This window comes from Providencia sp. PROV174 (genome assembly GCF_028480685.1).
In the GTDB taxonomy this organism is placed as follows: Bacteria; Pseudomonadota; Gammaproteobacteria; order Enterobacterales; family Enterobacteriaceae; genus Providencia; species Providencia rettgeri.
This window is the reverse complement of record NZ_JAMPOT010000004.1, coordinates 88,299-113,400: the sequence shown is the minus strand read 5'-3', so window position 1 is coordinate 113,400 and position 25,102 is coordinate 88,299. Positions and strand designations below refer to the sequence as shown.

General features: G+C 39.7%; 23 protein-coding genes. 7 read left to right on the top strand and 16 right to left on the bottom strand.

The annotated features are described in order from the left end of the window. Positions 1-18: 18 nt before the first annotated feature. The 4 genes from PSE60_RS01990 to PSE60_RS01975 form a co-directional block, all read right to left on the bottom strand. Complete coding sequence (locus tag PSE60_RS01990; RefSeq protein WP_109912664.1) at positions 19-492, bottom strand: PTS system mannose/fructose/N-acetylgalactosamine-transporter subunit IIB; 474 nt, start codon at positions 490-492, stop codon at positions 19-21. 9 nt (positions 493-501) lie between these two features. Continuing rightward, entirely contained in the window at positions 502-933 is a 432-nt protein-coding gene (locus PSE60_RS01985) for a PTS sugar transporter subunit IIA (protein ID WP_109912663.1), read from the bottom strand. A 187-nt stretch (positions 934-1,120) separates the two neighbouring features. Further along, positions 1,121-1,972 (bottom strand): MurR/RpiR family transcriptional regulator, encoded by an 852-nt coding sequence (locus PSE60_RS01980; RefSeq protein ID WP_109912662.1) that lies wholly within the window; start codon positions 1,970-1,972, stop codon positions 1,121-1,123. A 224-nt stretch (positions 1,973-2,196) separates the two neighbouring features. After that, positions 2,197-3,690, bottom strand: a complete 1,494-nt coding sequence (locus PSE60_RS01975) for a UxaA family hydrolase (protein WP_272664424.1) — start codon at positions 3,688-3,690, stop codon at positions 2,197-2,199. A gap of 238 nt (positions 3,691-3,928) precedes the next feature. Between PSE60_RS01975 and exuR the strand changes: the two genes are divergently transcribed. After that, complete coding sequence (gene exuR / locus PSE60_RS01970; protein WP_115168008.1) at positions 3,929-4,690, top strand: transcriptional regulator ExuR; 762 nt, start codon at positions 3,929-3,931, stop codon at positions 4,688-4,690. Here exuR and PSE60_RS01965 read toward each other — a convergent pair whose 3' ends face one another. The 3 genes from PSE60_RS01965 to PSE60_RS01955 all read right to left on the bottom strand — a co-directional run bounded on the left by PSE60_RS01965 (position 4,691) and on the right by PSE60_RS01955 (position 8,262). Beyond that, positions 4,691-5,488, bottom strand: coding sequence for a Crp/Fnr family transcriptional regulator (locus PSE60_RS01965; protein ID WP_272664423.1), 798 nt, complete (start codon positions 5,486-5,488; stop codon positions 4,691-4,693). It lies immediately after the preceding gene. A gap of 101 nt (positions 5,489-5,589) precedes the next feature. Next, entirely contained in the window at positions 5,590-6,900 is a 1,311-nt protein-coding gene (locus PSE60_RS01960; protein WP_272664422.1) for an MFS transporter, read from the bottom strand. Positions 6,901-7,149: 249 nt separating this feature from the next. Continuing rightward, positions 7,150-8,262, bottom strand: coding sequence for a mandelate racemase/muconate lactonizing enzyme family protein (locus tag PSE60_RS01955; protein WP_004907900.1), 1,113 nt, complete (start codon positions 8,260-8,262; stop codon positions 7,150-7,152). Between the two features lie 328 nt (positions 8,263-8,590). On the opposite strand from PSE60_RS01955, the gene PSE60_RS01950 reads away from it, so the two are divergent. Beyond that, the gene (locus PSE60_RS01950) at positions 8,591-9,910 is read left to right on the top strand and encodes a polysaccharide deacetylase family protein (protein ID WP_272664421.1); all 1,320 of its coding nucleotides are present in this window, start codon (positions 8,591-8,593) and stop codon (positions 9,908-9,910) included. Positions 9,911-9,944: 34 nt separating this feature from the next. Here PSE60_RS01950 and PSE60_RS01945 read toward each other — a convergent pair whose 3' ends face one another. The 9 genes from PSE60_RS01945 to PSE60_RS01905 all read right to left on the bottom strand — a co-directional run bounded on the left by PSE60_RS01945 (position 9,945) and on the right by PSE60_RS01905 (position 18,900). Next, positions 9,945-11,048, bottom strand: a complete 1,104-nt coding sequence (locus PSE60_RS01945) for a fatty acid desaturase family protein (RefSeq protein ID WP_267689818.1) — start codon at positions 11,046-11,048, stop codon at positions 9,945-9,947. After that, positions 11,038-12,162, bottom strand: a complete 1,125-nt coding sequence (locus PSE60_RS01940) for a sterol desaturase family protein (protein WP_267689817.1) — start codon at positions 12,160-12,162, stop codon at positions 11,038-11,040. The genes PSE60_RS01945 and PSE60_RS01940 overlap by 11 nt, the downstream gene beginning before the upstream one ends. Then, on the bottom strand, positions 12,155-12,769 hold the full coding sequence (locus PSE60_RS01935) for a phosphatase PAP2 family protein (protein WP_267689816.1): 615 nt from the start codon (positions 12,767-12,769) through the stop codon (positions 12,155-12,157). Before PSE60_RS01935 ends, PSE60_RS01940 begins: the two co-directional genes overlap by 8 nt. Then, the gene (locus tag PSE60_RS01930; RefSeq protein ID WP_267689830.1) at positions 12,766-14,046 is read right to left on the bottom strand and encodes a F390 synthetase-related protein; all 1,281 of its coding nucleotides are present in this window, start codon (positions 14,044-14,046) and stop codon (positions 12,766-12,768) included. The genes PSE60_RS01935 and PSE60_RS01930 overlap by 4 nt, the downstream gene beginning before the upstream one ends. Continuing rightward, positions 14,040-14,843, bottom strand: coding sequence for an MBL fold metallo-hydrolase (locus PSE60_RS01925; RefSeq protein ID WP_267689815.1), 804 nt, complete (start codon positions 14,841-14,843; stop codon positions 14,040-14,042). The genes PSE60_RS01930 and PSE60_RS01925 overlap by 7 nt, the downstream gene beginning before the upstream one ends. After that, positions 14,837-15,844 carry an NAD-dependent epimerase/dehydratase family protein gene (locus PSE60_RS01920; RefSeq protein ID WP_272664420.1) on the bottom strand — a complete coding sequence of 336 codons (1,008 nt, stop codon included), beginning with the start codon at positions 15,842-15,844 and terminating at the stop codon, positions 14,837-14,839. The genes PSE60_RS01925 and PSE60_RS01920 overlap by 7 nt, the downstream gene beginning before the upstream one ends. Then, a complete protein-coding gene (locus tag PSE60_RS01915; protein ID WP_272664419.1) occupies positions 15,841-16,839 on the bottom strand; it encodes a 3-oxoacyl-[acyl-carrier-protein] synthase III C-terminal domain-containing protein in 999 nt (332 codons plus the stop codon). The genes PSE60_RS01920 and PSE60_RS01915 overlap by 4 nt, the downstream gene beginning before the upstream one ends. 78 nt (positions 16,840-16,917) lie before the next feature. After that, complete coding sequence (locus PSE60_RS01910) at positions 16,918-17,823, bottom strand: LysR family transcriptional regulator (protein ID WP_272664418.1); 906 nt, start codon at positions 17,821-17,823, stop codon at positions 16,918-16,920. Between the two features lie 81 nt (positions 17,824-17,904). Beyond that, on the bottom strand, positions 17,905-18,900 hold the full coding sequence (locus PSE60_RS01905; protein WP_272664444.1) for a nitrilase family protein: 996 nt from the start codon (positions 18,898-18,900) through the stop codon (positions 17,905-17,907). Between the two features lie 1,290 nt (positions 18,901-20,190). On the opposite strand from PSE60_RS01905, the gene PSE60_RS01900 reads away from it, so the two are divergent. From PSE60_RS01900 to PSE60_RS01880, 5 genes are all read left to right on the top strand, one after another. Continuing rightward, positions 20,191-20,427: a helix-turn-helix domain-containing protein gene (locus PSE60_RS01900; protein ID WP_004907928.1), complete on the top strand. Its 237-nt coding sequence runs from the start codon at positions 20,191-20,193 to the stop codon at positions 20,425-20,427. Between the two features lie 237 nt (positions 20,428-20,664). Continuing rightward, positions 20,665-21,222 (top strand): fimbrial protein, encoded by a 558-nt coding sequence (locus PSE60_RS01895; RefSeq protein ID WP_004907930.1) that lies wholly within the window; start codon positions 20,665-20,667, stop codon positions 21,220-21,222. 77 nt (positions 21,223-21,299) lie between these two features. Then, complete coding sequence (locus PSE60_RS01890; RefSeq protein ID WP_272664417.1) at positions 21,300-23,795, top strand: fimbria/pilus outer membrane usher protein; 2,496 nt, start codon at positions 21,300-21,302, stop codon at positions 23,793-23,795. An 11-nt stretch (positions 23,796-23,806) separates the two neighbouring features. Next, positions 23,807-24,535: a fimbrial biogenesis chaperone gene (locus PSE60_RS01885; protein ID WP_272664416.1), complete on the top strand. Its 729-nt coding sequence runs from the start codon at positions 23,807-23,809 to the stop codon at positions 24,533-24,535. An 85-nt stretch (positions 24,536-24,620) separates the two neighbouring features. After that, positions 24,621-25,097: a fimbrial protein gene (locus PSE60_RS01880; protein ID WP_272664415.1), complete on the top strand. Its 477-nt coding sequence runs from the start codon at positions 24,621-24,623 to the stop codon at positions 25,095-25,097. Positions 25,098-25,102 lie beyond the last annotated feature (5 nt).

Below are 25,102 nucleotides of genomic sequence, written 5' to 3'. Positions count from 1 at the left end.
TAAGTATGATTAGATGAATTAATTGAGTAATGTTTTTAATTCAACAATGGGATCTTTAGGAACCATTTGAATTTCAACAGTAACGTTATTGTTGATGAGCGACCTAAAGGCTTGTTCTTCATCCGGTGTCACAGCAACCGCACGAGATAAATTACGACGGCCTTCTTGCATGCGCATTCCGCCGACATTCAGTTTTTCCAATTTTAAGCCACTTTCGACGAGCCTATTCACATCAATACTGTTAGTAAACAGCAACATAGTACGGCGTTTAATTTCTGCTTTTTTTAAGACTTCAATGAATTTATCGACACCAAAAACGACGACTTTTAGATCTGGTGGCGCCGCCATAGTAAGAACGGATTGCTGAACAGTGTCATTGGCAACTTTGTCGTTGACAATAATCACCTGCTCAATATCAAAATTTTTAACCCAAGTAGTAATAACTTGGCCGTGGATAAGTCTGTCATCAATTCGAGCAACGTTAATTGGCATGGGATTCTCCTAAAGTTCGCTATCGTTTTGTGCTAATGGTTTAAGTTGTTCACCGACATTAATGCAACTGTCAGGGAATACATCATTAATGACTTGATGAAGTTCATGTAAAGGAAGATCTCGGTTGCTGAGTATTTCGAGAAAAGTCGGAACGTTGATTCCGCAGTACAGCACGACATCATTTTGAGTAATAACGAGCTCACTGGCTAAATTGCAAGGAGAACCGCCTAATAAATCGACCAAAATTAAAACACCATTGCCTTTATTAACATGCTGATATGTTTCAAATAAATGTTTTTTCACCTCATTAATATTGCTTTCTCTTTGAATCGAAATCACGCTGATATCTTCTTGCGAGCCAATTAGCATTTCAGCACATTCCAATAACCCTTGTGCAAAAGGCCCATGGCTAGCCAGTATGATAGGTATTTGAGAGCTCATTTTTTCCCCTTGTATTTATCTTTTTTATTTTAGTAATAAAATTACTTTTATATATTTATTTTTAAGTAACAATATCACAAAAAATAGGAATGAAAAGAGGGAGCTCCCTAGAAAGGGTCATTTTTGTGAGCAAGATCGAAGTGGCTACTCAGAGCCACATAGGCGATGTTAAGAAGGAGAAAGTCGATCAGTTATTGCTGTTTAGACGAGTAAAGCGTTCCGCACGAGTGTTAATTTGTTTTTGAATTCTTTCATCATATTGTTTGATAAATAAGTTAGTAATCAACATATTAATTACAGTGAGTTGGGATATTTTTGAGCGAATGGGGATGATCCTTGAAATATTTTCAGTCGATATTGTATGCAAGATAGTCTCAGCTAAGGTTGATACTGAACTTTGTCCCATTTTTGTGATAGCAATGGTCGGAACTTTCAATTCTCTGGCAAGAGTGAGTAGCTTGATACATTCGTGGTTTTCACCGGAATGAGATATGACAATGACAAGATCGTTCTGATCTAACGTATTCACGATACTAAATTGAATGCTGTAATCAAGGTGACAATTAACATCTTTTTTTATTTTAATTAGTTGATATTCAAATTCTTTTGCAACTAATCCACTACTACCAGCACCATAAATTACAATTTTTTTACTCTTGCTAATTAACTCATTTGCTTGCTTAAAGGCATTTAAATTAACCAAAGCACAAGTTTCTTCTATGGATGATTTTTCAATCAGTCCTACTTTGTGATTAACGGTTTCCATCGAGTCATTAATATCAATATCTTCTTGCAGTAGGGTGCCGTATGACTTGTGATTAATCGATGAAATTAAATCAATTTTTAGGTCACTAAAACCTTGGTAGCCCAACTTATGACACAGGCGCAAAATAGTGGTGGTACTGACCTTATTTTCTTGGGCAAGGGATTGAATGCTAATACTTTGCATGTTTTTCTTATTAGCAATAATGTACTCAGCGACTTGTTTTTCTTTGGTGGAAAGGCTGTCTCTGGCCTCTCTAAGTTTTAGGTCTATCATTATTTACCCTGCTAATAAATTAAAATTTGCCATCAATAAACGGATCCTACCATATCCTAAAAATAGGGAAATGGTGACTTTTCTTTATTGGGTTCATGTCACGATAAATGGGTTTATGGTTCAGGCTAGAAAGTCAGGTTGGTAGGGAAAAATTAATAAATATAAATAGTTAGTGATATCCCTATTGCTTAACGATGGCCTAAGCAATAGGGAATAGTTTGTTTTTAAAGTGTGACGCCCATTTTGAAAATTGCTAATTCACGAAAGTCATTGATTTCATTTTTGGTGTGCTCACCATTAACGGTTTTCACAACAAGCTGAATGAAGTCATCTAATAACTGATCCATGGATTTTCCTGTTAATAGGGCGCCCGCATTGAAGTCAATCCAATGGGGTTTTTTGGCGGCTAATTCATTATTAGTCGCAATTTTCATGGTGGGAACAAAGCCACCGTATGGTGTGCCGCGACCGGTGGTAAATAACACCATATGACAGCCTGCCGCACCTAAGGCACTGGTCGCAATGGCATCATTACCCGGTGCACTTAATAAGTTGAACCCCGGAGTTGTCAGGCGCTCCCCGTATTTTAAAACATCCATTACTTGGCTAGTACCTGCTTTTTGTGTGCAGCCGAGGGATTTTTCTTCGAGTGTCGAAATACCACCGGCTTTATTCCCTGGAGATGGGTTTTCATAAATTGGCTGGTCATGGGCAATAAAATATTGTTTGAAGTCATTGATCATATTGACCGTTTTCTCGAACGTCAGCTCATCATGGCAGTGGTTCATTAGAATTTGTTCTGCACCAAACATTTCAGGGACTTCCGTTAACACCGTAGTTCCGTTATGGCTGACTAAAAAATCAGAAAAACAGCCCAACAGTGGGTTAGCGGTGATCCCTGAAAGCCCATCAGATCCACCACATTCAAGGCCAAATTTCACTTCACTCAGTTTGCCAGCTTCACGTTTATCCTGCTGTACGAATTGATAAAGCGCATTAAGGTGCTCGACACCGGCTTCAATTTCATCATCTAATTGTTGGCATACCATGAATTTCACGCGTTCATCATCATAGTCACCTAATGTTTCTTTAAAGGCGGCTACTTGATTATTTTCACAGCCTAAACCAATGACTAGAACACCACCAGCGTTAGGGTGCTTAACCATATCTTGTAAAATAGTACGCGTTGTTAAATGGTCATCACCGAGCTGGGAACATCCTAAAGTATGGTTATACAGATAAACGCCATCAATATCAGAAGCACCATGATGTTGTTTATTAAAGCGCTCGATCATTTTCCTAGCGAGTGCATTCACGCAGCCAACGGTTGGGATCACCCAAATTTCATTGCGGATCGCGACATCACCATTGGCACGGCGATAAATTTGTACATCGGGGTTTGGCAGCGTCGCGACGAGTGATGGGTGTTCAGGGTGATACTCATAGTCATTTAAGGCGCTTAAATTGGTGGTGATATTGTGTGTATGAATATGCTCGCCAACGGTTATTTTCGTTGTTGCGTGGCCGATAGGCGCGCCATACTTCATGATATTTTCACCCGTTTCAATCGTATCTAGGGCTATTTTATGGCCGCGACCGATGTCCTGCTTTAATGCCACGGATTGGCCATCAACGGTGATAGTATCACCCGCGAGTCTATCAATTAAGGTAATGGCGACATTGTCATTCGGATGTATTTTTATTATATCTTTTATCATATTGCATTCTCTGGGTTGAAAATCGGATTCAGTGTGATCGGCCACCTAGTGTCGATTTTTTTTGTTGTCTAAATTTCAAACATTATACGATCCGGTTTATAACTTTTAAAGATGTTATACCAATTTATTGGGATTTATTTATCAGTGAACTTCTATTTAACCCATCACCATAAAATTTCGTTATACTGTGAGGCATTAGTGGCCAATGAGTCGGGTTGTTATATGAAAGGAGAAAATAATGAGCTCACAAGAGAGTGAACCGCGCCTATACCAACAAGTTGCGGCTCTGGTCAAAGAACGCATCGAAAATGATGAATACCCAGTTGGCACTAAATTGCCTGCAGAACGGTTACTTGCTGATGAAATGAAGGTGAGCCGTACGGTGATCCGTGAAGCTATCATTATGTTAGAAGTGGAAGGGTATGTGGATGTACGCAAAGGATCTGGCATACATGTCATCAGTAATCGGTCTAATAACTCAGTCAATACAGAAACCGGATTAGAATTTAGTCGTTGTGGGCCATTTGAACTATTACAAGCAAGGCAACTGATTGAAAGCCACATCGCCGAATTTGCCGCAAGCCAAGCCACGAAAGAAGATATTTTAAAATTGGTTGATATTCAAAAGCATGCGCGTAAAGAGGATCGTTTTCGCGACTCAACATGGGATCTTGCCTTCCACATGCAAATTGCCGCGTCGACCCATAACAGTGCGATGGTGGTGATTGTTGAGCAAATGTGGAGCCAACGCTTACGTAATCCTTACTGGCTCAAGCTTCATGAGCACATTGATAACCGTTCGATTGAGAGCTGGTGTGATGAGCACGACCAAATTTTACAGGCGTTAGCGCGTCGAGACCCGAAAGGGGCGCGGCAAGCCATGTGGCAACATTTGGAAAATACCAAAAAAATGTTGTTCAATGCGACCAGTGATGACTTTGAATTCACTATGGATCGCTACTTCTTCGCAGATAGCCCAACGATGGATGATAACAGCTAGTTATTCTTCATCATCTTCAGATATCTGCTTCAGCGCGGGGAGGTTAACTAAAATAATTTTCCCGTATTTTGCATCAATCCAACCGAGTTTTTCCCATGCAACTAAACGCTTATTGATGGTTTGCCGTGTGGTATTAATGATGGTCGCCAAATCATCTTGTGTCAGATATAGGCTCAATTGAATCCCCTTTTCATGAGGTTCACCATAGCCTTCCGCTAAACTCAATAAGCGCTTGGCCAGCCGGGCGGAAACAGACAATAAAGCGCTGTCATTGATAATGGTAAAGGCGTTACGAATCACTTTGCAGAGCAAAATATTCAGAAACTGGTAAAAAACGGGGTGCTTTTCCAAGATCATGGCTAAATCTTTCGGTGATATCGTCAGTAAAATGGTTGGGCTAATTGCTTTAGCATCATGGGTGCGCGCCGACTTATCTAGCATGGCAATTTCGCCAAACCAATTGCCAGGTGAAAGATAGCGAAATACACATTCACGGCCATCTGAAGATATCGAACTCACTTTTACTGAGCCTTGAATCACCGCATATAGACCACGTGCAGGGTCACCTTGATAGTGGACCATTTCACCATCAGGATAGAAGCGTAATGTGGCGCATGTCATTAAGATGGAAATTAAATAATCGGGTAAGTTACTAAACCAACTATTTGTTTTTAATATTTCAAGAATATTTTCATGCGTTAGAACTAATTGACTGTTTTGTACCGCAATGTTCATCTGAATGCTCCCTGCATGATTGGCTGACTTATCATGACATTTGGTAGGGTTATGTTCAATCATGAACCACCGCAATATTCGAGTAAACCTCACAAATAAAAAATAGAGTAATAGAAAACCCGAGCCATTTATTTTGGCTCGGGAGGGATTCAAAAGATCATTAATTAATCTTCAAATCGTTTTTCAATACCTAATCTTCTTAATGTCAGAATTAACAAACCACCGATAAAGGCGACTAAAGCGATAAAATAGAGCCCTGCACGGGCAGACTCAAAGGTGGTTTCTGCCCACACTCTTAAGTTTGGTGCCACAAAGCCACCTAAGTTACCCACTGAGTTAATCAGGGCGATTCCTGATGCCGCAGCGGTACCGCCTAAGTATGCAGATGGGAAGCTCCAGTACAGAGGTTGCATGGCTAAGTGGCCTGCTGCTGCGACACATAACGCAATAATGGCAATAACTGGAATGCTATCAAATAAACCAGAAACAGCGATCCCGGCAGCCCCTAACATAAAGGTAATGGCAGCAACTTTACGGCGTTCTTTTAGGCGTTCTGAAATACGAGGGACGTAGTAAACTGCAATGGCCGCACACAGTGGTGGTATGGCGGTGATAAAGCCTACAAGTATGCCGACTTTACTGCCCAATAACGTACCAATTTGGGTTGGTAAGAAGAAATAAATACCATAACCGCATACTTGAACGGTAAACCAAATCAGACACAGGTAGAGAACGCGCATATCTAATAATGCACTCAAGGCACCTTTCGGGCTATGACCTGCTTTGGCATCTTCTTCCAAGGCTAATTTAGCGGAAAGTGCACTTTTTTCTTCAGCTGTCAGCCACTTGGCTTTTTCAGGGCGGTCATCAAGGTAAAAGAATACCCAAATCCCGACAATAGATGCCAATAAGCCTTCTACGACAAACATTAACTGCCAGCCGTATAAACCGAAGGCAAATGAAGTTCCTTCTAACGACAGGAGTGAGCCTGATAATGGACCACCAATGATAAATGCCAGTGGTGCACCAAATAAGAAGTAGCCTGTCACCCGTGCACGGATATTTTGTGGGAACCAGAAGGTTAAATACAAAATAACCCCCGGGAAGAAGCCCGCTTCACTGACACCAAGTAAGAAGCGCAGCACAATAAAGGTGGTTTCATCATGGGCAAACATCATGGCGGCAGAGACGAGTCCCCATGTGACCATAATGCGCGATAGCCATACTCGAGCACCAATGCGGTACAGTAGAATATTACTTGGTACCTCAAACAATGCGTAGCCGATAAAAAAGATACCTGCGCCAAATGCGTATGCCGCGTCACTTAACCCAGTTGTTAGCTGAAACTCTTGTTTTGCAAAACCAATATTAGAACGGTCTAAATAAGCCAATATGAACATTAATACCACCATTGGTATTATTTTTCGTATTGCTTTGCTGGTAGCCGATGATAAATGATCCGTATTGGTGGACATGGTTCACCCCAGTTTTTTGTAAGATAGTAATGTTATCTATTCATTTTTATTATGTGTTTAGCCCGCCGCTGAATAACCAGCAGAGTAGAGTATAGAGCTAATATGCTCGTCATACTTCAAGTTGCAGTGTTGTTGGCTGCATCATGAATTATTTAGAGTATAAATAAGTAATTTAAAATGAATAATTCTTGTTATTAATTTCCCTTTTTCATGTTGTTAGAAATGAAATATTGAAAAAGGGAATGATCATTATTTCACGTTAAATTTAGCTAATGCTTCAGGTTTTAACGTCGTACCTGCCCCAGGCGCTGTTGGTGTGGTATAAACACCATCAATAACTTCGACCGGGTCAACAAAGCAGTCCAGTGTCCAAGGAATGAATTCCAGTAAAGAGCAGGCTGGATGTGCCATTACCAGATGCAATTGTGCCTGCATCATATCGCCATGGTGTGGTGTCACTGGTAAATTAAAGGCCATACCTAAGTCAGCGATTTCCCATACTGCCGTTAAACCACCGCAGCGTGTGGCGTCAGGTTGTAAGTAATCAACGGCACCCGCTAAGACAAATTCCTTAAATGAATCATTGTGATAAAGTAATTCACCTAATGCGATAGGTGTATCCATATAAGCGGCAAGCTGTTTATGGCTGGCGACATCATCATGCCACAACGGCTCTTCAAACCACTTAATATTAAAATCATTTAAACGGTGGCCATATTGTTTGGCAATGCTGATATCCCACTTACCATTCGCATCTACCATTAAGTCGATATCATCGCCAATTGCGTGGCGAACTGCTTCAATACGTTGTAGATCTTCGCGTGGGTCTGGTTTGCCAATCTTCATTTTTATTGCTTTGAAGCCTTCTTCGAAGATCATTTTTTTACAATCATCGACTAAGTCTTCTTGGCTACGCACTAACCAACCGCAGTCGGTGTTATAGGCGTTAACTTTATTGTGTTTTGAACCGCCAAACAGTTGCCAGAGCGGCTGATCTGCGGCTTTAGCTTTAAGATCCCAAAGGGCGATGTCGATGGCAGAAATTGCCATTTGCATCAGACCACCACGGCCAACCCAAATATTGGTTGAGCTGCGAGTGAGTTTTCGGTGCAAATAACGTACTTCTGTTGGATCTTCGCCGAGTAACATAGGACCGAAAACATCTTCAATAATGGTGGTGATTAAGCGGTCGGTAGTGATATCGGCGTGTGTTCCGGTGTGGCCATAGCCGACTAACCCACATTCTGTTTTGATCATGACACCCGGCATTCCCCAATGGGTAATACTGTGAGTTGAGTCACCAATTAGGTCATTAGTGACAGGTACGTGCATGATAAAAGTACTAATTTCTTTTATTTTCATTATTGTTCCCAGGTGTTGTAAGGTGGTTGAATGCCAATCTAGCAGTGGGAAATGGATTAAACTGTCAAATGATTTACAGATTGTGCCTTGATGGCGCCTTTTACTGATAAATATGAGCTAGATCTCTTTATTTTGTATGATAGATCACGATGAAATATCTAAATTGGTATAACAACTTAATAGGTTAAGATAACAACCATTCGTTTTAAGTATTATTTTTCGTGATAATAATGAGAATGGGACAATAAAAATTTTTATTGGGGTATGGGGTTCAATCTAGAGTAGGTTTAGAATAATTGCGGAAACTCAGCGTTATAGCGGATGAAAAATGTCTAAACGATTACTTTTATTACTGTGTATTTTATTTACGAGCTTTCTCCCTCAATCTATGGCTTCTGAAATCGTCAATAATACCGATGATTGGCAGTTGGCAGACATCCCACCCAAGCTAGTTCAAACAAAGCAGCCAGAAATTATTTTTGCGATGATTGCTGGAGAAATGCGCGCTGTCGCAGAACTGAACGCAGAACACGGGTTTTACGCTTATTCTCCCTCAGGGGATTATTGCGCGATGCAGTTTGGCAATGACTACGCATTTGTGAAAACGATATCATTTTCTAACAAAAAGCCGCGCTATGTACCTGAAGTAGATAGGCTAAATGACTTACAAAATCCCATTTATGATTATTTAGTCACACACCAAAAAACAGCGGTATACAACTCAACTCAAAGTAATCGTAAGCAAATAGCCTCTTTATGGGAAAACCTGCGTTATCCTGTGTTAGCGCGGATGATAAAAACGGATAAAACAGGTGAAAAAACGGCATGGTTAACCATTCGTCTTGGGGATAGGCTAGGCTATGTGCGTTTAGATGATGTTTCATTGGATAAAGGCATTCCGATTTTAACTTATCACCATATTCTCAAAGACAGTGAAAATAAGCATTTTCGTGAAACGTCCACCACAACATCGGTGGAAGCATTTCGCGAACAAATGAATTATTTAGAACAAGCGGGCTACCAAACGCTTTCGCTTGCCGATGTGGAAGATTATTTAAATAAATCTGCAAATCTACCGGGTAAGGCTGTTGTGTTGACATTTGACGACGGTTTAAAGTCGGTTTATCGCTATGCATTACCGATTTTAAGGCATAACCGTCAGCAAGCGACGCTGTTTATTATTTCTTCACGGATTAAAACACAGCCACAAAAATGGTCAGCGGATGGCTTACAATTTATGAGTAAGCAAGAAATCAAAGATAGCCGAGATGTTTTTAACATCCAATCTCATACTCACTTTTTGCATCGTTTAGATAACCATAACTCACCAATTTTATTTAGCCGGAAAGAACATACCATTATGTTGGACTTTAAACGGTCGATGAAAATTTTGAGTCGCTTCGAACCGGAACAACGCTATTTAGCCTATCCTTTTGGTGGGTATAACTCTGCAGCGATGGACGCAGGGAAAAAAGCGGGCTTACATTTAGCACTGACAACCATTCAAGGAAAAGTCAAATTGGGGGATAACCCATTTGCCCTCAAACGTTTGTATGCTTTTCGGACTGACCCATTAGAGAAATTTGCTCAGATGGTTGGAAATAGTGAAAAAAGCGTCATAAATCAAAATATTATTATCGATAGATAATCAATGTAGCGAAGTAAGCACTGGGGTGTTTGGCTCAGTGCTCATCCGCTTGCTTGCCCGTTCCCATTTCTTTTAAAAACTTCTGTTGGTAAATAAACAATTCTTTCGCGCTAATACAATGGTAATCCATCGAAAACTGCTTGGCAGTTTGCTCAATGATTTTAGCAAGGGCAGGGTAATGGCGGTGGTTCCAATTGGGAAATAAATGGTGTGTAAGATGTAAGTTTAATCCACCTAACCAATAAGTTAACCAACGAGGTGTAGTTTGCCAATCATAAGTGGTTGAAAAAGTGTGAGTATAAAAACCATGCGACATATTGCCTTCTTTGGGGGGCGTATAAAAAGTCGCTTTCGCCCAATGGGTACCAAGTATCAATACAACAAATATAAGAGAGGATAACATTTGGCTAAATAAGTAAGTGAGTAGCAAGGTCGCTAAACTGATATCAGTGATAACAAAAGCGGGTATGACTATCGCCACAATCAAATGCAGTAACTTAGCCAATAAAAATGCTCCAATACCACGACGGCCTTGATGGCGCATATGAGGGGCGACACGCGTCAAATGAAATCTATCCATCCAATCAAAGAACCAAATCAGTGCAGGGAAAGTCATTGCGGCAATTAATGGCCAATACAGATGCTGAGCTCGCATAAACGGGTACCAGCGCTGATAAGGCGTTTGCCGTAAGACAAAATTTTCTTCGATATCTAAATCATAATGGCGAATATTGGTGTGAGCATGGTGAAAAATAATATGCCTGACGCGCCAGCATTCAGGATCTAGCCCCAACGGAATAGTAACCCAAAAATTGAGCCAATAGTTGGCTTTGGCCTGCTTGAAAATTGCATTATGGGAAGCATCGTGAACGAGATTAATGGCTAATAATAATGCGAAACAGATAAACAGAGGGTAAAAAATAAAAAATGCCCAAGACGTATTAGCGCATAATGCTATGCCGTAACTGCCTAGGCAGCACAAGATTAAAACTAGACTTTTTAAATAAAAACGTAAGTCAGCGAACCGATGATCAGTACGCTGTTGTAAATAGTGTTTAGCGGCCATGTTCAACGCTTTTTGGAACGCTTGATCATGGCGGTGTTGGTAGCCTAGTGGCCTTAGCGGTTCAGGAAACATCGCGCACCTGTATGGGTTTTCGGCCGATACCAAGTAACATTAATAAACTATGCAGCCATAGTGCACTGGTAAAAATAACCCAAAATGGAGTTGTCCATTGCCAAATAAATAAAATACAAATTAATAGCAAACAAGCGATGAAAAACCAGCTCATCAAGCCAATTTTACGGCCATCTGAAATACCCGATAGAGCTACGGTACCCAAGGCTAATAAGATAAATAATGTCACTTGTTGCTGGGTCGTACCTTGATAACCATAGCCATAAATATAGACGTAACCAATAACAAGGCTAAATAGGAGAAGTGTTCCCATTACTAATGCAATTTGGTTCACGCGAAATAATGGTGCGGGTTTTGCTTTGGGTTGTCCGCGGCGTTTAATGATACGCCAAAAAGGTAAGTTGCTATCAATAAACGGGTTTTCAGAAGCGGGAGCGCCTTTGATACCAAAATGGTGTTCAGTTTCAGGTAACTTGGAAAATGTGCCAAACAGTTTGTCCCAAAAAATAAAACTGCCCCCGAAATTACGATTGGAATAATGCCCCTCTTTCACATGGTGAACTCGGTGGTGCTGTGGCGTTACCATGAATTTCTCCAACCAACCCAAACGCGGGATCAGCGCACTGTGGTTAAAGAATTGAATGGTATAGTGCAATATTGAAACGGTGATAAACACCTCTAAGGGAATTCCCATTAGTGCCAGTAGCATAAAGAATGGGATTGATGTCAGTGATGAATACCACGAATTACGCACACCTAATGATAGGTTATAGTGCTCCCCTTGGTGATGAACCACATGAACGGCCCATAGAACACGGTAGGTATGGTGCAAGCGGTGTAGCCAGTAAAAACCAAAGTCCCAAGTAAAAATCGCAAACACCCACACCAGTGCGGTTGGCCAGTTTTCAACGAGGTTGAATGAGTAGTGGGTCACGACAAAGCCGTAACAAAAAATTTCTAACCCTCTAAATAACCACAACATAATATGGCCAGAGTTCAGGTTGAACACCAATTCTTGCCAGCTAACGGTTCCTTTTTGCGTTTTGGCGATCACTAAACCTTCTGCGACTACGACCGCTAACATGAAAACAATCGGAAAGGTTAATTCATTCATCAGTGTTTCTCTTTAAGGCGAATTTCGCTGTATGAACAATCACTAATGCACCACAAGCAGTGAGTGCACCAGTAACCACATCAATAAATAAATGGCGCTTTAGCACCAATACCGAGGCACAAATAGCAATCGCCCAAATAACGGCTAAAACCGTGCGAAATTTTTGTTGTGTTGACCATAATGCATTGAGCACGATGAGAGTCAATGAGACATGTAGAGAAGGTAATAAATTTTGTGGGCTATCAATATTAATCAAAGCAGACAAAGCCTGCCCAGATAAGGCTAATAAATCGTAGTCGTAGTACAGCATAGTCGTGGGGTAGCATAAATAGACCGCCCCAGAAACCAGCGCACAGAGCTGCATGGCATACATGAGTGAGCGAGCTTTTCTTAGAGGGCTGAGAAAATACCCAAGTGGGATAAACAGAAAAAAGGAGAGATAAAGCCAGATGGCATCGGGTGAAAATGGGACGGCATTATCCAGCTCACTGGGTGATAAAACATGAGCTTGCCCAGTCTCTTGCCCGGTATATTGATAAACAATGCCAACGGTTCCCCAACCGAGTAGGCAATAGATAAAGCGAGTGAATAATTCTCTGCTATTCATTTCGCTTCCTTACGGGTTATACGTCGCTTTTTAACGGAGAGTGTTTGTGTAATAGTGGTAGTGGATAATTGCCAATCTAATTGCGAAATATCAACATGTTGGTTTGCAAAATAGCGTGTTAGCTGTTGCTGGCAGAGGGATAGCTCTGTAAGAGAACATTCAGCCTGTAAATATAATGAGTTGCCCTGCTGGGTTAAGCGGAAGTCAGCAGTAACAGGCAAGTGATTCACAATAACCCGCGCACAGGGATCTGCAAAAATAGTCACCATTTCGCCGTTATAGCCCGGAAGTTGAAGCAAATCATCACAGCGACCCTCAATACGTTCAATCGCCATTTCAGGAGAGCCACAAGGGCAAGCATCTTTTTTCACCACTAAAATATCATCGAGTTGATAGCGTACGATAGGCTGTGTTTTACGCGTAAAGTCCGTGATAATGGGTGAAAAACGGTCATTATCAAGCCAATTAGGCTCAATATGTACAAAAGCTTCATTTAAATGCATAGTGCCATGAGAACAAGTACAGCCTAAAAAACCTTCCGTTGCTTGGTAAACTTCCCCTACATGGGGAAAACAACCCTGTAGTTTTTGTTTGTCATGAGGTTCTAGTACTTCAGCGACGGAAATCACTTTTTGTACATTTAATTGAATTTTCTGCTGGTTGATGGCGTCAGCAATCGCACATAACACTTGGGCTGGCGCAACGATAATCGAAGGCTGATATTGTTCAAGAGCGCTGAGTTGCAGGTCAAAATCCGCGAAAAGGTCATAAAAACGCAGTGAAATCCAACGGTTATTGACACTTTCATACAGGTTATTATTGGCGCGTAAAAATAGGGCAACACGCTCACCATTAAACAGGCCTTGGGGTAACATTTTAGCTAACATACTGCCAGACCAGACATTTTGCTCTTCTGGGCTGACAACGAAAAGGCCTCGACGACCTGAAGTTCCAGAGGATAACCCGACACTGTAGCGCCCCACTTTAGGGGCAAAATCCCGAGATTGCTCACTTTTTTGCGCACATTCTAGAAGTGTTTGGCTTAACAGCCCGGCGGTATTCATCTCATCAAAATTATCCATCATGATTTGTTTATTTATTATGGGGAAATTAGATAATGGCTGATTGATATATCGCTGAAAATAGGGGCTTTTCGCTAATACTTTGCGTTTAAAATGCGCTAAACGTTTTTGTTGATAAGCTTCCAGTTCGCTACGGTTACGAAACGTCAAATGGCGAGCTCGCCAGTAATGCCAAAGCATCGAAAGGATCACAATAAATCCCCTTCGTGGCACAGTTGGATAACCACATTGCGCTTATCAATTTCATGTAATTTATTTAGTGTTTCATAATAAGCCTGATTATCATCCATAATGATATTAGCAATTGCCATGGGGCCACGCAATTCGCGGTAATTAGTGGGAGACCATGCTGCGTCACCTGCGAGCAATATCCAGCCTGAGTTAGTTAGTACACACAAACCAATATGCCCAGCGGCATGCCCAGGGAGCGGCACAATCAATAATGTCTTCTGCTGATTAACTGCATAGCCTTCGCCTAAAATTTGCAATTCATTTGGTAACGCCACTTTAGGGAAACCTTCATAAAATACAGTGCGTTGTTCGAAGTCATCTGGTAATAGTCCACTGACAAAGGCATTTTTCAATGCAGCAAATCCAGTTAAAGGGCGTGTTTTAGCCCAGCCATCTCCTGAACAAATAATGGGAATGCTAGGGAAGTCACGTAGCCCCGCGATATGGTCACCATGGAAATGAGATAAAATCACACCATTGATATCATTAGGTTTTAAGCCATCACTAGCCAATTGATTGACAAGGGCATCTTTGCTTTCGAAATACACTGGAGTGACTGCTCGATATAGCCGCATAATGCCATGGCGCGTATGATCATAAAAATGAGTGGCATACCCGGTATCAAACAGCCAACGCTGGTGTTCATCCTCTATCAGCCATGCCCTTGCTGGAAATTTACAAGATTTAAAACTGGCGCCTTTTAACGCGACACAGCCCGGATGTGTGCAATAACCCACTTCATATTGATGAATAGTTAGCATGGGTTCTCCTGTTTTTTCAGCCATTTTGCGGTCAAATGAACACCTTGTTGCATACTATATAAAGGATAGTAGCCCAGCTCTTGCTGTGCCTTTTGGTTATCTAATGTCATGGTGAAATAGGCTGCACCGAGGCTATAGCGTGTGAGTAATGGCTCTTTTCCCGTTAAACGGCCAATGACTTCTAATAGACTGGCAATAGCATACAGCAAAGGGTAAGGGGCTGAACGAATTTCGCACTCTAAATTAAGTTCATTAAACAATTGATTTAATGTCTTTTTTAGCGCTTGTGGCTGTTGGTTGGTAATATTGTAAATGGCTCCGTTAGCGAGTGTTTCTTTGAACGTCGCCAGCTGCATGCTGTGAACCACATTTCCCACATAGGTGAGGTCAAAATGGTTATTTCCCCCATTAGGTAACACCAGTTTTCCCTTGCGTGATTTTATTTGGGTGAGCAAACGCGGTAGCAAAACACGATCATGAGGACCAAATAAGCCACGAGGGCGCAAAATAGTATAACGAGTTGCCGGAAATTGACTAACGCATTGCTCGATCATGGTTTCGGCTAAATACTTTGTTCTGGCATATTGGTTAGCGAAATGTTTATTAACCGTGGACTCATGAATATTTTGCTGGTGGGTAAAATTAAAATAAATGGCAGGGGTGGAAATATGGACAAAGCGTGAGATTTTTGCTTCCCCTGCTGCGATAGCCAATATTTGAGTGGCGTGAACATTTATTTTTTCAAAATCTTGGCGTTTTCCCCAAGGCGAAGAAAGGGCGGCGCAATGCCAAATAGCGTCACAACCTGCCATGAGTATTTTCGCTTCTTCAACGGTGAGTTCGGCTAATTCAACTGCAATAAATGTTGCACCTAATTGGCTTAGCTGTTCTCCTGCTTGTTGGTTTCGCCCACAAGCGACCACATCAATGCCTCTTTCAAGTAAGTACTCACTAGCATTGCGTCCCAGACCACTTGTTGCGCCTGTTACCAATATTTTCATGGCACTAATACCATGGCACACAGCGCTAGCCCAGCCGCAGTGCCGATTAACATGGCACTGGGTTTTTCATAGAAACGCCCTGTAATAATGGCTTCATGTAATGCAGAAGGGATGGAGGCCGCAACCTGATTCCCTCGATGTTTATAGATATCGACTAATTGTTCCGTTGTTACCCCGACACGTTGGCGCATATGCTCTAAAGAAAGGTGACTCGCTTGGTGTGGGATCACGGTACCAATTTGCTTGAGCTGTAAACCCGATTCATTGAAAACCTGTTGCATAAAATCTTCAATCAAAGAAGACGCGAGGCGAAACAATTTTTTCCCTTGCATGTGGAACAGAAAGTCATCATCGGTCATACCCGAGCGTGGGTTGCATCTTGTGCCACCTGCGCGAATTTCACAAAAATCAATGCCTGCAGTATGTGTGGTGTGGGTGTAAGAAATAATTCCGCTATTTCCATCTCCCTTTTCCACGACAACACAAGCAGCACCGTCCCCAAAAATCAGTGATGACTCTTTATCCCGCCAGTCAATACCGCGCGAGGCGATATCCGCAGAAACAATCACAATGCGTTGATAAGCGCTGGTGGCTAATAGCCCTGCTGCAATCTGTAACGCAGTGATAAAGCTGATACAACTTGAATTGACATCAAAGCAGGCAATTCCTTGGTTTAAATTCGATTGCTCAAGGATATGCGCTGCTGAACACGGAAGCGCTTGCACTGGGATGGCGGAGGCATTAATCAACATATCAATACTGCTTGGCGGGATATGGTTCGCCTGCAATGCATTTTGAATCGCCTGGGCGGCTAAAAGGGCTTGTGAATCGGTATGACTTGCATGGAAGCGATATTCGATGCCTGAATGCTTTTCGACAAACCCTTTTGGTTTATTTAACTTTTCATCCAACATGGACGAGAGAATTTTATGCTCAGGAAGTGCTACACCAGAAGCGATAATTTTCAGGGGAGTTATTGACTGGTTACCATACATATCAATATGTGCCTATCTGACGATGATAATGATAATAAATATCAGAGTTCAAATGTTTAATATATAGGAATTACGGAGTTATTCTGATTCACTCTCTCTTGAGAATGCTCCATAAACTTCATCAATTAAATCATGGATGGTGTTTTGCCATAATTTAGGTAATGAAGCCTGCCATACCACATCAATCCGCCATTGGGCATGTTCACAATGTTGAATCGGAATAAAGCGAGTGTCTTTTGAGCTAATATTCTTTGCACTATAGGGCAAGAGGCTTACACCAACCTCAGCGGCGACGAGGGCAATTAATGTTTGAATATCATTTGCTTCCTGAGAAGGCGTAATTAATAAGCTTTCATATTTTAGGTAGCGCTGAATTTGTTGGCGAAGCTTTGAGCCACGTTCTGCGCGTAACAATAATAAAGGAAAATGAGTTAGATATTCCTTAACTGATAATCGAGACGCCGATTTTTGTGCGACGGCTAAAGCAAGTACTTCAAATTTTAATGCTTTGCTCACTAAGCTATCTGTGTTTTTAAATGCAAATTGGCGAGTAAAAGCAATATGCAATTCATGAGTTTGTAGCTGTTTCTCCATTTCGTGAGAAGGCATGTCATCCAGCTGAATCGGAATCTCAGGGAGTTTTTCACGCAGCCGTGCAACAAAAAAGGATGCTTCGTGAAATGTTGATATGCCAAATCCGACAGTTAGTTTTACAGGGGGTTGTTCTCGAAGTATTGCGGATTGACGTAAAAGCTCAGTTGTGTGAGTAAGCACTTGCTGTGTATAAGGAAATAGTATTTTACCGTGTGGAGTCAATACAGCGCCATGACGTCCACGCTCAAACAGAGTCATCTCTAATTGTTTTTCAAGTAATTGAATTTGTTTCGTTAAGGCTGGCTGGCTAATATATAAACGTGACGAAGCTTCGCGATAATTTTTTGTTTCTGCAAGAATGATAAATGCGCGGAGTAGTCGAGTATCCATGATGGTTAGCCAGTTCCTAATAGTAGAAGACGCCATAGTATTTGTATTATGAATGCTATGGCGTGTCATTGACTTTAGCTATTATGGCTTTTCTTTATGATAAGGGGAATTCTGCTCCGCAAAGCGAACACTACGAATATCGGTTTCATAGCCCAGAGTTTCAGTCATAATGCGGTATAATTCAGGTCTTCTACCTGTAAGCCAACGCCGCCCATTCGAGGTAGGAAGCAAACTAAGGTCAAGATCTGCAATGACCACATCATCCTCAACCAATAAACTCTCTTTGACAATTCGGCCATAGGGGTCTATCACCATTGCATTACCTGTGCGAATTTCATCATCATCTAGGCCAACGCCATTACTAAACAGATAAAAAACGCCATTATCGTGAGCTCTTGAAGGTAACCAGCGCATTAGCCATCCTCGCCCATTTTCACCTTGGCATGCCTCCAATAGTGCTTGGGGGTTCTGTTTTTTATTTTCCCAGAGACTAAGGTTGAGTGGTTTCATTCCATAAGGGCTACTCGAATGAGTTCCACCGGTTTGGTGGGGAGCAAGAATAATATCTGCGCCAAGTAGTGCGTTTATGCGTGGGTTTTCAATTAAGTTATTATCCCAACAAATTAAAATACCAACTTTTACCCCCCATGGCGTATCGAATACCGTGTAACTATCTCCACTATGAATGGTTGGGTGCTCAAACGCATGCAATTTACGGTGAGCATGGTATTGTCCATTTGGCATGCAAGCGACCCAAGTATTGTAGCATTTGCCATCTAATCCTTTTTCAATCAATCCAACACCAATAATCATGTCTAATTCAATCGCACGCTGGCGGATCAATGCTAATGACGGACTATCGTGCAAGGTTTCACTCAGTGCATAAACGGCGTCATCTGGTAGCTTCGGCACGTGCCAATAACCGGTGATACACATTTCGGGTAACACCAGTATTTTCACTTTTTGTTGTGCAGCTTGAGTAATAAAGTTATGAATACGTTCTAAATTATAGGGTTTGTCGCTAGGGCGGTGTTGGAACTGTACAGTTGCAACACGAAGCTGTGATTGTGTTGGCATCATTTTGATCTCCTTGGTTTAAGGAGATCAAACCATGTTGTTCAGACAAAAAATAATGAGTTATTTTCTTATTCAATAACGGTTAGTTATTGAATAAAGCTTTTAGGATACTTAAAAATAGTTTTTTTATACGTAAATTAACGTAAAAAGATGGATTTGCATTATATTATACAAAATAAAACCTCACATTAAGCGTGATACTCTTATATTATCTATCTTTATTTAAAGAGCATCTGGTCAATTATTCCTCAACAAATACTCTTATTTGGCGAATTAGGCATGCAAGTGGTCTTTATTCTCCTAATTAAAAGCATAAATTTAACCTAAGCTATATGAGCAAAATACAATATTCACATGCCTCCTTCTTGTCGTTTTGACTATTTTCTTGGGGAAAGGCGAGGTAAAACACTTGTTTTACTCGTTTTATTATGCCTGAAGCTATAATTATTATGTTTTATTTTTGTTATATTTCATTTTTATCCTATAAGTTTGCAATATACTTTTGTGATTTGTTACAATTGGAAATAAATATAACACATTGTTATTTAAGAGTTATTTTTGTTGTGGACTGTTGGTTTTTACTCAATATGTGGGTTATTGAAGGCTATCAATATTGATATTACTCTTATTACGGATAATTTGTTTTACTTATGAGTAGAGCGTGGCCATTAAAAAAAAATCACCATTTTTTATATTCTAAACTCTTATTGCGAGTAAGCAAAAACCTCTGTTAATTTAATTAAAATAAATAATAAAAATAAAAAAACCATTGGTAGTTGTTTTTTTGAAGCAAACATTAAAAATGTAAAAAATAAATTAATATATAAAAAATAAGTATATAAAAATACTTAGTAATCAATGAATACCATAATAAATTTATGATAAATGTCTTAGTTATATTATAAATTAAATCCTCGCCATATTTTTGTTTATTACCACTGTTAATGGTAATAAATTATTTTTCTTTAAAATCAATTTGTTATGTTATATTTAATCATTTTCATTAAAATAGTAACTAATAAGAATAATGTGTTTTTTGTCCTATAAGATAATTAAAACTAAAATAATGAAATATTGATAGGTTTCAATGGCTTTAATTTATTCGATTGATCGTTATAAACAGTTTTACTTTTATATATTGAAAACTATAATTAACTCAAATTTCGTGTTTTAATTGGTTTGTTCTATTTTGATTTGGTTATATAAGCAGTGCTGTTCATTATGTTAAAGGTTTTGATCTGTAATATAATTTAGCCATTTAATATTTTAGGTTATTTTGGGCTATTGTTGATGATAAATGTAAATCGGATAGTAGGTAGAGAGATTAGAAAAAGAAGAAAGCACTTAGGGCTTTCTGGTATTGAATTAGCGAATCTTGTTGGTGTAAGTCAGCAACAAATTTCACGCTATGAAAGAGGTGAGTGCAATATCAATATTGAAAATTTGCACGTGCTTGCTAATGCGTTAGAAACTGAAATGATTTGTTTTTTTATCGATGATGTTTTTATCAATAAAGAAAATAATTAATTTAAAATATTAAGAATAATCTAATTATAAATCGAAATTAATAAGATAATTATAAATAATATGTTTTAAATTAATAAAACATCTAATCTAATAAAGATATAGCGTTTTTATTATTCTTAATAAAACCTAATCTTTATGTTTTTTATCATTAAATTCTCAGCAAATAGATATCAACTTAATAATTTATTGATTATTAGGTGATTGGTACGTATGTCGTCTTTTTATAGGAAAATATAAATGAAATTAACTAAAATTGCATTAGCTACAATTATCGCTTCTTCATTCGGTATTGCAAACGCAGCACCTGTAGATCAAGGAAGTGGTATCATCAATTTTACTGGTAAAGTTATTAATGCACCTTGCTCAATCCCAGGTGACGGTACAATTAACGTTGACCTTGGCCAAGTTGCAAATAAAGTATTAGAAACTGGTAACAAATATAGCCAAAGCGTTCAATACAATATCCAGTTAGAAAACTGTGATTTAGGTGAAGTTAAAGATTCTAGCGATGTAGTTGTCTTCCCTGCAGTTAGCAAAGTTAAAGTAACTTTCACGGGTACTCCAGATACTACAGCTAAAGAATTACTGGCGAACACTGGTACTTCTAAAGGTGTTGGTGTTCGTTTAATCAACGCTGATGGTGCAACAATGAAAGTTGGTGACACCAGTGTTGAGCTGCCATTAGCGGATGGTCCAAATAAATTAGCATTCAGTGCACGTGTTGAAGCAAATGGTAGTAAAGTTGAAACTGGTAGCATCATTTCTCAAGCAACTTATGCTTTAAACTACCTGTAATTTTTTATTTAAAATAACAGGCATATATTTGCCTGTTATTTTCCTTTCTTAGCTTTTATTTTTTGACAGGGAATATCATGTCTCTATTGCCTCAGTTTAAAATAAATAAAATATTATTTTCGATTGCGTTGGCATTTTCCGTTTCGGGAATATCAAATGCAGTGGAATTTAATATGAATATTATTGATGCTAAGGACAGAGATAATATTGATTTGAGTCAATTTTCAAACCCTGACTTTATTCCTGCAGGCGAATATCTAACGGATATTACATTAAATGGTAGAAAACTATCAGGGCAGTATTTAATTAAGTTCATTGAAGAGAGTAAAGATACTTCAACACTCTGTGTTACACCAGAGATGGTAAATATTTTTGCATTAAAAAAGAAGATAAAGGAAGAGCTTCTGCAAAATAATAATGGCCAGTGTGTTGAACTATCTAAAAATTTAGATATTAGTTATCGCTTTGATAAAGCGAATCAAAATATCTTATTTTCTATTCCTCAAGCTTGGCTTGAATATGATGATCCATACTGGGTTCCACCTTCCCAATGGGAAAATGGGATTGCGGGGGCATTTCTCGACTATAACCTATTTGCCAATTACTCTGCGCCTAAAAATAACAGCGAAACATTCAGTGGTAGTAGTAACGGTACCGCTGGCGTTAACTTAGGCGCTTGGCGTTTCCGTGCAGACTATCAATATCAATATAATCGTTCTCAAGGTAAAACGAATGAGCGGTTTGATTGGACTCAGTTGTATGCTTTTCGTGCTTTACCTCAAATGGGTGCAAAGGTTTTACTTGGTGAGTCTTATTTGAAGACTGATTTATTTGATAGTTTTCGCTTTATAGGGGCGTCTATTTTTAGTGATAATCGGATGCTTCCGCCTTCACTACGTGGTTATGCGCCTCAGGTTACGGGTATCGCTAAAACAAATGCGATGGTGATTATTTCACAGAATGGGCGTGTGATTAAGCAAGTTAAAGTCGCTCCCGGGCCATTTAATGTTCAAGATATTACTGAAGCAGTACAAGGTACTTTAGATGTAACTATTGAGGAAGAAGACGGTTCAAAAACCACTTACCAAGTAACAGCAGCATCGTTGCCGTTTTTAACTCGTCAGGGGCAGCTGCTTTATAAATTTACCATGGGGCAATCTGACCCATTTGGCCGCTCACAGAAAATTGACCCTAAATTTATTGTCGGGGAAGTCTCCTATGGTTTATTTGGTAACACATCAATTTTCGGCGGATTAATTGCCACGGTCGATAATAACAATTATCAAGCGATGAACTTGGGAATAGGGCAAAACATGAATATGTTTGGTGCTATTTCCCTTGATATTACTCGTACCCATGCAAATTTAGATAATTTTGGCTCTTATTCAGGTAACAGCTACCGTTTAAATTATTCTAAACGTTTTGAATCTACCAATTCGCAGGTGACATTTGCAGGCTATAAGTTTTCTGAAAAAGAATTCTTAACAATGCCTCAATACATTGATGCAGCTAATGGTGTGCTTGATTTTAGGCGTGACAAAAACGTCTATACCGCGTCTTTTAATCAATACATTAGCCCATTGGATTTAACGGTTTATTTTAATGCCTCTCATCGTCAATTTTGGAATAGCGAATCGACAACAAACTTTGGGATGAGCTTTAGTAAGTTATTCAGTATTGGGCAAATTAAAAATATTTCCGGCACATTATCTCTTAATAAAATTAAATATGAAGAGACGGATGATAACCAAATTTATCTGTCTTTCTCCGTGCCACTCGAAAACGGGGCTTCAGTGAGTTATGACGCCCAATATGCAGATAGTGACCATAGCTTTGGCCAGTCAGTGGGTTATTACAGTGCAAATGAGAATAACAACTACTGGAGTATGCGTGTGGGCGGTGACCAGCACAAACTTGGGCGTGCAGAGCCAAATATCAGTGGTAGTTATCAATATTCATCGCCTTATGGCGTGTTAAATGTTAATGCGACAGAAAATGTGAATTCATATCGCGCTGTCGGCGGTAGTTGGTATGGCTCCATGACAGCAACGAAATACGGTGCAGCTATGCACCGTAACGGGACTAACAACGAACCTCGGGTAATGATTGATAGTGATAATGTCGCAGGAATTTCTATTGATAATGGAGAATCTGTCACGAACCGATTTGGTATTGGTGTTGCGACAAGTTTAAATAGTTTTTCTAATTCAGATGTTTACATTGATATGAATACATTACCTGATGATGTGGATGTCAATGACAACATTATTGGTAAAACATTGACTGAGGGCTCAATTGGTTATCAGAGAATAAAAGCGAACCAAGGAAAACGTATTCTAGCAATTATCCGTTTGAATAATGGAAATTATCCACCGCTTGGTACCAGTGTGATTGAAGTAGGCACAGGAAGAGAAGTCGGAATTATTGCAGATAGTGGCGTTGCTTATTTAACGGGTGTGGTTCCAGAAGAAAGCTACATAGTGAAATGGGCCGCTGGCGCAAACCAATGTAGTTTGAATTTACCTAATATTGCCGAAAAAAATCAGGGTAAAGTCCTGATCCCTTGCCAATAAAGGAATGATGTATGAGTAAAAAGTCTGTAGTAGCTTTAGGATTTTCATTAGTTTTTGTCGGCATGCAAGTTGCGTCTGCTGCGATTAATATCGACCGTACACGGATTATTTTTCCAGGCAAAGATAAATCAATGAGTTTGGTTATTAACAACCAAAGTAAAACAATGCCCTACTTAGCTCAATCTTGGATGGAAGACGAAAAAGGGAATAAGATTTCTGAACCTTTTACCGTTTTACCTCCAATGCAACGTGTCGAACCGAATGCTAAAAACCAGATAAAAATTATTAAAACGGAGGGAATTGACGCTCTTCCACAAGATAGAGAATCGCTGTTCTATTTAAATGTGCGCGAAATTCCCCCTGTTGCAGATAAGGAAAATGTTGTCCAGATTGCGATTCAAAGTCGTCTAAAAATGTTTTATCGTCCACCTCAAATCGAAAATAATAGCGACAAAGTATGGGCTAAAGAGCTGAAATATACACATACAGGTGGGCAATTATTAATTGAAAATCCAACTAAATATTACGTGACTCTTGGTTACCTGAGTAATACCAACCAGAAAAACTTTCCTGGTTTTGAAAGTGTCATGATAGCCCCGTTTTCTAAAGAAAGTGTCCCCGTGCCATCAAGCAGTTTTAATCAGTTATATACCGGGTATATGGATGATTACGGTGGTATGAAAATGTTGACTTACCAATGCGCTGCATCAACCTGCCAGTTGTCAAAAGAGAGCCAATAGGATTTTAGATATGAGAAATTGCTACTTTTCAATATGTCTTTTTATGCTATCGCTATGCACCAGCCAAGCTTATGCAGATAGTAGCATGATGAGAGGTGATCTTAATTTTACGGGAAATGTGGTGGCATTGCCTTGTAAGATTTCATTTTACTCGATAGATCAAAATATTGAATTAGGGCCAATATCTCTGAATTACTTTAATGAAATTGGGGACAGAAGCCCTAAGCATGAAATCAAATTGAAATTTGATGATTGCATTTTCCCAAAACGTGATCGCGATGATAGAGATCTGGTTGTCCGGATCATGTTTATTTCAGAGCCAACTGAAAGTACAGACCGCAATTTATTCGGTGGTAAAACCATTCTAAATGGCTATGGCATTCGTTTGATGGATAAAGATGGCAATATTGTTCCTAATGGAGAATACCGCAGTTATCCCATCTATTTTGATGATAACCAGCAAATTACGATTTATTCCATGCTAGAGAGCTATCTGCCAAGAAATGAATTAACTGTGGGTAATATTAAAACGCAAATTACCTTAAATATTACTTACATATAAGGTGT